Source organism: Legionella longbeachae (assembly GCF_004283175.1).
Taxonomy (GTDB): Bacteria; Pseudomonadota; Gammaproteobacteria; order Legionellales; family Legionellaceae; genus Legionella; species Legionella longbeachae.
On sequence record NZ_RXNW01000028.1, the window covers coordinates 1 to 8673 of the forward strand.

The window sequence follows — 8673 nt, forward strand, 5'->3', positions numbered from 1 at the left end:
CCCTTATTCTCCAGATCTTAATCCGATTGAACATAAATGGGCTCAAGCTAAAAACCTTCGTAGAACTCTTAATTGTTCTATTGATGAGCTTTTTTGTCTCCATTGTTTATAATCAATTTATTGTGACCAGGCTATACTGTGTAGGAGAAGTTAAAATTTTTTATTTATCTCCCTAAACGCTGTTTTATCTAAGCTCCAACCTCGCTCTTGTCTCAATGATTTTAATGTTTTTGCAATACGTTTTGAAATTTCCATTCTCAACAATTATGGATTGTCCTATTGAAATTTACTTATCCTGTTTACGAATTTTTGTTCATGAAGACTACTGCAGCATCAAGCCAATATAAAACCCAAACATTCCGAAATGGAATGAACTGATTAAAAAATTCTTAAGCTGTTAAGTAATGCTTAAGTCTATTTTTTTATAATTTTAGCAACTTGATTCATTTGCACACACTGATTGTGAGCACTACACAATGAACAAGGTCGCAAAACCATTTCGAAACAAAGGAAAACTCAGCATCATGAAAATGCCTTTAAAAGAACCTCTATCAGCCAAATACCTCCACATAAGTCCAGCAAACATAGTCCATGTCTTCATGCCCATAGTGAGTGGCACGAACATTGGTTTAGACAATACCTGCAAAGCGGTATATGCATTACAAGAATTTTTTGGTAAAGGCAGCAATTCAAACCCAAAGGCCAGCCTCAAGGTGGAGTTATTAGCCTACAAAGAGGCCCTAGAAAGCGATATCAGTTTACTGGGAGCGGACTCCTCCTTGCTTAGCCAACAAAAACAAGAAAGACTTACCCAAATTGATGGGTATTTAGATGTACTCGCATCGATGGAAAAGCATCCTGAATTAAACTGCCTCAATAGCGGCTTTCCAAGATACCCACGACCATTAGAAGATTTAATGCAAAACAGGACAAACTCTAATCTCTACAGCATGGTCTTACGCCCCACCGAAGAAGATGGCTTTTTGCGTTCAGAGGCGGCCAACCCTATATTTAGTGTGGCACACAAAAGCGTATTAAGACAGAGAGAAACCTCTAAATCTGAATTACAGCAATCACTCATAAAAGCCTATACACCACTTACCTTTGAAGCCAAAGATTCGAAATCTCAAGTGATGGCTCAGGTATTAGCGCAATTGAAACAACCTCATGTACCTGTTCAGTTTGAGCATTTAAGAGAACTCCTGCACCATACGGTACAAGCCTTACTCAATGTAGACGTTGATTTTAGCAAAACCCAGCAAGGCAAACCAATTCATCAACAAGAAATGAATGAAGCCATGGAGTTTAATTCCCAAACAACAACTCCTAACGAGTACATGGACGCTTTATTCGGGTATTGTGCGGGCAATTTATTCGACACCGTCATCGAATCGCCCTTTAATTATTTAACTCAAGTAGAACAGTGGTCCGTAGCCACCCAATTTCTGCTAGGTATCACGAATATCTATGCTGTATCACAAGACATAATCAGTACAAGCACCAATTTTGGGAAAATTCTAGATAGCAGACCTGATTTAAGCAAAAGCCTTGCCGAAACACTCGCGACAGCACAAAAGGAGCACGACTGTATTGAAGCGATTGCTCTGTCTTGGACGAACGCGTATGCCACAGAAATGCAGCTTAATACCGCCTTCACTCACGATGACCTTAAAGCCATCAAAGAAATTTTTGCAAAGCGTTATGCAGAAATTAAAGATTCGCCTCATTTTGATGAATTTTTCCTATTAGACACTAAAAAAAAAGGTCATTTTGTCATCCACCAAGGGGCTATCTGCACGAATTTTGCTGAATTTGCGAGCTCTCCTTTATTGGGGGTACCCAAAGAGTTAATCCAACCTTTAGATAAAGTGCAACATGATGCAAAAAACTTAAGCGTAAATATCCCCCATAAAAACTATTTGATAAAAGACGCCCTGGTGATTGATACCACCACTTTGAATCATACACAATTACAAACCTTATATGAACGAATCAATACATCCAAAGACCCAAAGCTTAAAGAAGAACTCTTAGCACAACTCAAACACGAACGACCCGACTTCAAGACCAAACTCGATTTTTTACAACAGGTTGCTTACGGCGAACAAAATGAGGCAGAACAGTTGCTCCAAAAAGATGTTGAAGCTGCTCAAGAGCTCCTCACCGCAAGAAACATCCCATTTACAGACTACTCGGGAAGAACTTTTACCTGCACCGCCTATGAATACGCCTATTGGGCCAAAGACACCCATATGTGTCGCATGCTGGAAAAGTATATGAATGACCAGACCAAACAGATTATCCTGAAACAGGTTCAAAACATCGAAGAACTCATAGGAGACACATTATTCAAATACCCCAGAGGGCTTGCCTATACTCAAAAGGAAATAAAATACCAAAGCGCTCATTTTGATTTAGCTCCCTTGAAAAAGGCATTGCAGACTTATATCGATGCGTACAATAACCCCCAAAAAGATTGGAATGCACTGGATGCACTCTGGATACAGATTGGTCTTCTTCAAAGAGAGGTTCCTGCTCATATTGCCCAGGAGTATTGTCATCCCAATCGTTCATTTGACGATGTAGTCAAAAACAATGCCTTATTAGATGCATCTAAACCAGCTAATCTAGTGCGGCAGCTTAAGTTTTATAACTTGGTGACTAAGGAAAATGATGTATGGTTTACACCCCGTCGCTCTAGCCAGGATTCTGGATTGGGTTTTTCATTTGCGATATTACGCCAGGCGGGGAGCGTGATTGGCTTGGGCGGGCAGCTGGCGTGGCTCGGCGAGTGGGTGAGAGGGGTTGATGATTTAGCGGCTATAAAAGCCATTGATAAAGCGAGAACAGAAGACCTTAAGCAGTCTCTTGCAAATCTTGCTGCACCATCAAACCTACAGAACTCTGATCGTTTTCTTATTTAAGAGACCTCCGTCTCTATTACCACTCATACCAAGTCGCGCTAAAAATCGAAATTTCTTTAAGGAATGAATAATAGACATTAAAAGGATTGACCACTTAGTTATTACTGTAAAAGACATCAATACAACTATTAATTTCTACACAACAATACTCAATATGCAAGAGCTTACATTGCAAGGAAAAATGGGTGAGGTAAAAGCATTACGTTTTGGTGATCAACGTCTACACGTCCATTTAGCAGGCTAAGAGCTTGACCCTAAGGCACTGAAAGCCACACCTGGATCAACTGATATTTGTCTTGTAACTGAGACGTCAATAACAGAGGTTGTAACGCATCTTATAAAACATATTATTACAATCGAAAAAGAACCCACCGTTATTTCGGGCACCTTAGGTGAAATGGAATCTGTTTGGTTTCATGATCCAGATGGAAATTTGATTGAAGTTGCACATTATAAAATAAATTAATTTATCTTGCCTTAGTACTCTCTACAGAGCCCTGTGTATTTAAGAGGAAACCTAAAATTTAGACTCAGCTCCAATATAATGAACATCCCACCTACTGAGTTTGCATTTAAATAGGAGACTCATAATCGTACTCTAATGGAGTAATAAAAAAATGAATCCTTTTATGGAAAAATACTTGCTGTTCTTTGCCTAGGGCATACTCCGTTTTTAATGAATGATTCTTTTTAAGAAATTATTACCGAACTTCTGTTTGAGCTCCGTACTTGCTGATAATTTACCCCCCCTTTTAATTTTTGAGAAATTTCTTACAAGACAATAAGAATAGAGAGCAATGCATTTTTTAAAAAGACATATATACTGTAATAGTTTGGTGCAGCGGGATTACTTGACTGGATGTTGAGAAAAATGAGAACATGGATGTTCTCCATCGAAATTCCTGCTGCACACAGGCACGACAACTCAAGGCGAAACCTGAACTCCTTAAACATGCGATTAATTTTTCTAATTAACCTCAAGGTAACAATCGATTTTCAAAACTCAATTTATTTTTTATTAAAATAAATATTCGAATAGTATCCGCCTAAAAACACTAACGTTCATCCGAATTCTGCGTTACCATTGAGCCAATCAGAACAATTTAAATAATCCTACACAGCCATTTATGATTGAACAATCCCTCGCTGAATTATCACGACATCCCGACTTTCAAGTTTTAAAGCGGGTACCTATGCAATTAAAAGAACGCATGTATCAACCTTCATCCAAAGTATTTATGTCAACTATCATTGATTTGGAAACAATGGGGATGGATGCAACCCAACATGAAATCATTGAAATAGGGATGCTTTCATTTTTATTTTCCAATGAAGACGGAATCCTAGAAATTAAGCATACCTACAATGAACTGAATGACCCAGGAAAACCAATACCCCCTGAAATTACAAAAATTACAGGTATTCGTAACGAAGATGTAATTGGGAAGGCAATTAATTGGGCCTTTGTTTTCCAAGTGCTAAAAGAAAGCCACTTAATCATATGCCACAATGCTCAATTTGACCGTAATTTTTTAGAATTGCAAACACCTGAGGAGATACAAAAACAAGTTACCACCCTTCCCTTCGGTTGCACAATAAAAGATATCGACTGGAAAGAACGTGACTATGAAAGCTCGAAACTTGATTATCTTAACTGGAAGTTGGGCTATTTTTATGATGGACATAGAGCGATTAACGATTGTTGGGCTACCTTGAATCTTCTACTTCAAGAACAAGGTGCTTTCGATGAGCTAAAAAGCAGGGTGCGCAAGAGGCAAACACTAATTTGTGCTGAAAATACCCCTTTTGACAAAAAAGATTTGTTAAAAAATCGACTTTATCGCTGGTCTGATGGCACGGGAAAGCTTCCAAAAAGTTGGTGGACTATCGTAGATAATGATGTGTTAGCCGATGAAAAATCTTGGCTCGATGACGAAATTTATAGACAAGAAAACAAAAGCAATACTCTACCGCAAAGTGAAATAACTGCACGAAATCGCTATTCATTTAGAGCTCAATTAATGAAAAAATAGGCCCTAATCCCAAAAGTAACGAATAATGCAACATTAATGGCTCACTTATCTCAAAGGCAAGATATGATTGAAATAGATTACACTTTACTAAGCGAAGAAGCGTTAGATAATTTACTTATTGATATCATAACGCGACAGGGCACCGATTATGGAGAATATGAACAGAATATTCAGGTTAAAAAAAAGCAGCTATTGCATAACCTCCAATCTGGAAAAGCGATTATTACATACTCTTCGAAGGAAAATACTTGTGATATTATCAATCAGGAGGATTTTCTAAACTTTAGCAAAAAATTAGACAACAAAATGTGCGACTCTTAGAATTGACAAAATCCATCCTCTATCTCACGAGCTTCAGTGAGATAGATTCGAGTACCTGGTTTAAGATTTTGATTAAAGTTTGATGTGCCTCTGATTTCACGACCACAATAAAATGTTTCACGACAAATTTTTTACCATCCACGTATCACAGCTATAATGGCCGGTATTGCCCATCGGTTGAGATAAAAATTCAAACCCCACTTTGCGATATAATGAAATGGCTTGTGTCATACGCGATAAAGATTCGAGATACATCACTTTATAGAGTGATTTTGCTTCATTCATAGCCACCCGCAGTAACTCACTGCCCAAACCTAATCCCCTCACCTCTTTATCTAGATACATTTTTCGCAACTCACATACTTCATTACCCGCTCCCTGCAATGGAGAAAAACCGATTCCACCCAATAATTGATTGGATTTTTCTGCAACAAAATAGGATGTTCCTTTTTCTTGATAAAACTCATACATGGTATTAGTTTCTACATCAGTATACGCAAAACCAGGTTTGTTCGCTCCGAACTCACTTAAAACGGATTTAATTAAGATACAAAGTCGTTCATTATCCTTTTTTTCTATAGGTCGAATAATTATTCCTTGCAACTTACGCGATTTTTTAAGCGCCAAACTATAAAGCTTTAGGCCTTCACTTATTTTTGATTGTTCTTCTGGAGTTAAATAATGAAGCGCAGATAAAACTTGCTCTCTCGCCTTTTCATTAATTTTCTTAACTATCATCATCCCAGAAGGGGTAAGCGCCAATGTCTTACTTCTTTTACTTTTTTCCGCACCGTAAAAGGCGACATAGCCTCGATTGATTAATGATTTAACCAATCGACTTACATAAGACTTATGTACTCTTAAGTTATTGGCTAGTAAATGTTGTTCGATTGCACCATAACGCTCACACTCGAGCATTAAATGAATTTGCGCTAAATTTAATTCATCCTTATTATCACCCTCTCTTAAAAATCCAAATTCACGGACAAGCTCGCGAGAATAAAATCGTAACTCTTCAACGTTATCACAATGCATTACTCACCCCTTTAGTTTCCAAATGAAACTATATAAAAACAATAGAAACTTTTCAATGGATTTTTGCGCAAAAAAAGGATTTGAAAAATACAAAAGAGAATGTCTTTCTTTAAGTGTGAGTAAGTTTCCGTAGGGAGTCGGGTTTGCTGAAAGGCCACTTAGGTGGCTTTCTTCGTTTATAAATCAAATAAAGGTAACTGCTTCATCTCATCAAACTTTTTCTGCTTTAATTTAACTCCAACTCCTAATAACCTTACGGGAAGACGCTTTCGCAGATAGCCATCCTCCATTAGGCGGCCTATAATAGGAAAATTAATTTGAGAGTGTATTTGTTCTACCGTGGTTTATTGAAAGTCATTAAATTTCAATTTAACGAAAAGAGCATGAATGCCTGAAATTTCTCCCGCCCGCTCAATGCGTTTCTCAAGGCATGCAATGAGATCGGGCAACACGGCAATACAGGCCGCACCATCTGATAAATCCTGTAAATACGTTTCTTCCACACTAATTGACTTAAGAATACGTTCAGGATTTACTGGGCAATTATCAATACCACGAGCCAGCTCATAAAACCTTTACCCCATAATGCCAAACTCCAGAAACAAATATTCTTTGGAATACTGTTGCATATCAGCGCAGGTGATTATGTTGTGGTTTTTTAGTTTTTCTTCCATTTTTGGACCCACCTCAAATAATTTGCGAACAGGTAATCTCATCATAAAAGCCTCAATCTCCTGCGGTCTAATCACCATTTGCCCATTAGGTTTGTGCCAATCACTGGCGATTTTGGCAAGACTTTTATTCGGTGCAATACCTGCACTAGCAGTCAACTTTCGAGTCTGAAAAATTCGAGAGCGGATTTCTTGAGCTATCCAGGTCGCACTTCCTTTGCAATTAGGTGAATGGGTCACATCAAGGTAGGCCTCATCTAAGGACAAAGGCTCAATTCTATCGGTATAATCTGCAAATATCTCTCGGATGTAGTGACTTTCCTCTTGATAAACCTCCATACGCGCGGGACGTACGATAAGATGACGACAAAATTTCAAGGCCTTTGCGGTAGCCATTGCAGAACGAACAGCAAATTTTCTTGCCGCATAATTACTGGTTGAAATAACTCCCGCTGTATTGCAAGTCCTCCTACAGCCATAGGCTTATTGGCAAGCTCTGGGAAGTCGCGCATTTCGATGGCGGCATAAAAACAATCCATATCGATATGGATTGTTTTGCGCAAAACCTTTCGCCCTTCTTCCTCATCAAGCACCATATCCATCCTAAGAAAAGCTCACTTTAGGTACATCACTCCAGCGTATGGTGTACGCAGGAGACTTAAGCTCCGCTCGCATATCCCATGTTTTGGAATAGCCTTCAGCTGCCAAGCGAATGGTGCTTAGTCCGTATTTGTGATTGACTTTATCGAGTAACGACATGAGTTGTTCAGTGCGGTGCACTTGTACATTAGTGGGTTGGTGAAACATATCGAGCTGTCTTGGGTCTTTAGGGATTAAATCTTCAAGGCATACCCCAGCTTTCTTATAGTAATATCCGGACCTAAACATACGGCGCAAACACCGGTTGGCAATCTTAATAATCAAGCGCACATCATCGGTAGCATGAATCAGGCGAAACTCCATCGTTTGAAAATGCTGAGCTAATCTTCACGAAATCGATTGGTATGAACAAAAACAGCCACGCGTTGCGCGGCTAATCCTTGGCAGCGCATTTTTTCCACTACACACGCACAATGACTGCTCACTGATTGCGCCACGCTGGTAAATTCAGTTTGCATTTGACCAAAACTTTCAGAGGACATAATACTTTGTTTGGGCTCTATCTCTTCGAGACCTCTGCAAGCAATACCCTGGAGCTCCATCGCTGTGCGCATCAACACCACATTAAAGCTCTTTTTCAGATGATGAGGATTGGTGCTTGCCAAATCATAAACTGTATGAATCCCTCTGGCCATTAGTTTCTTTCCCCATTGCCGCCCTACCCCCAAATATCACCTACAGATATTTGCTTTGCTAATTGCTCTCGCTGTGCGGTGATACTAAACACGGGGATTTTGAGCATCTTTTTACAGCAATAATTAGCCAATTTCGCCAGGGTTTTAGTACGTCCAATACCAATAGAAGTGGGAATTTCCTTATGTTTTCTTTTGCAACATTGTACAAAAGGAATCGTGCGATTGGGCAGGCATAGTGCTTAAACCCCAAAAAGCTTCATCAATGGAGCGTAGAGCCAAAGTAACCATGCAGAGGGTTAAGAAAAACAAAGGCATAGCTCGTTGCGAATTTTTTCTGAACAGGCAATACTGTGGGACAGTTTAACAATAGATGAATAACCCTATGAAACTGAAT

Annotated in this window: 5 protein-coding genes and 2 pseudogenes; 4 read left to right on the forward strand and 3 right to left on the reverse strand. The window is 39.0% G+C overall.

The features are described 5' to 3' along the window. Positions 1-524 precede the first annotated feature (524 nt). From EKG34_RS17935 to EKG34_RS17950, 4 genes are all read left to right on the forward strand, one after another. Positions 525-2924 carry a SidC gene (locus tag EKG34_RS17935; RefSeq protein ID WP_080619732.1) on the forward strand — a complete coding sequence of 800 codons (2400 nt, stop codon included), beginning with the start codon at positions 525-527 and terminating at the stop codon, positions 2922-2924. 85 nt (positions 2925-3009) lie between these two features. Continuing rightward, positions 3010-3168 (forward strand): VOC family protein, encoded by a 159-nt coding sequence (locus EKG34_RS18775; protein ID WP_223800138.1) that lies wholly within the window; start codon positions 3010-3012, stop codon positions 3166-3168. A gap of 883 nt (positions 3169-4051) precedes the next feature. Beyond that, on the forward strand, positions 4052-4957 hold the full coding sequence (locus tag EKG34_RS17945; RefSeq protein WP_080619731.1) for a 3'-5' exonuclease: 906 nt from the start codon (positions 4052-4054) through the stop codon (positions 4955-4957). Positions 4958-4993: 36 nt separating this feature from the next. Further along, complete coding sequence (locus EKG34_RS17950) at positions 4994-5278, forward strand: YheU family protein (protein ID WP_223800026.1); 285 nt, start codon at positions 4994-4996, stop codon at positions 5276-5278. Between the two features lie 117 nt (positions 5279-5395). On the opposite strand, the gene EKG34_RS17955 is transcribed toward EKG34_RS17950, so the two are convergent. The 3 genes and pseudogenes from EKG34_RS17955 to EKG34_RS17965 all read right to left on the reverse strand — a co-directional run. Beyond that, complete coding sequence (locus tag EKG34_RS17955) at positions 5396-6313, reverse strand: bifunctional helix-turn-helix transcriptional regulator/GNAT family N-acetyltransferase (protein ID WP_080619730.1); 918 nt, start codon at positions 6311-6313, stop codon at positions 5396-5398. Positions 6314-6489: 176 nt separating this feature from the next. Next, positions 6490-7580 (reverse strand): annotated as a pseudogene (gene dinB / locus EKG34_RS17960) (DNA polymerase IV). Positions 7581-7587: 7 nt separating this feature from the next. Continuing rightward, a pseudogene (locus tag EKG34_RS17965) lies at positions 7588-8546 on the reverse strand (DinB/UmuC family translesion DNA polymerase); the annotation flags it as partial. Positions 8547-8673: the final 127 nt, after the last annotated feature.

Excerpts from the sequence above, each read along its gene's own strand:
- EKG34_RS17935 (WP_080619732.1), top strand. The coding sequence starts at position 525 with ATGAAAATGCCTTTAAAAGAACCTCTATCAGCCAAATACCTCCACATA.
- EKG34_RS17945 (WP_080619731.1), top strand. The coding sequence starts at position 4,052 with ATGATTGAACAATCCCTCGCTGAATTATCACGACATCCCGACTTTCAA.
- EKG34_RS17950 (WP_223800026.1), top strand. The coding sequence starts at position 4,994 with ATGGCTCACTTATCTCAAAGGCAAGATATGATTGAAATAGATTACACT.
- EKG34_RS17955 (WP_080619730.1), bottom strand. The coding sequence starts at position 6,313 with ATGCATTGTGATAACGTTGAAGAGTTACGATTTTATTCTCGCGAGCTT.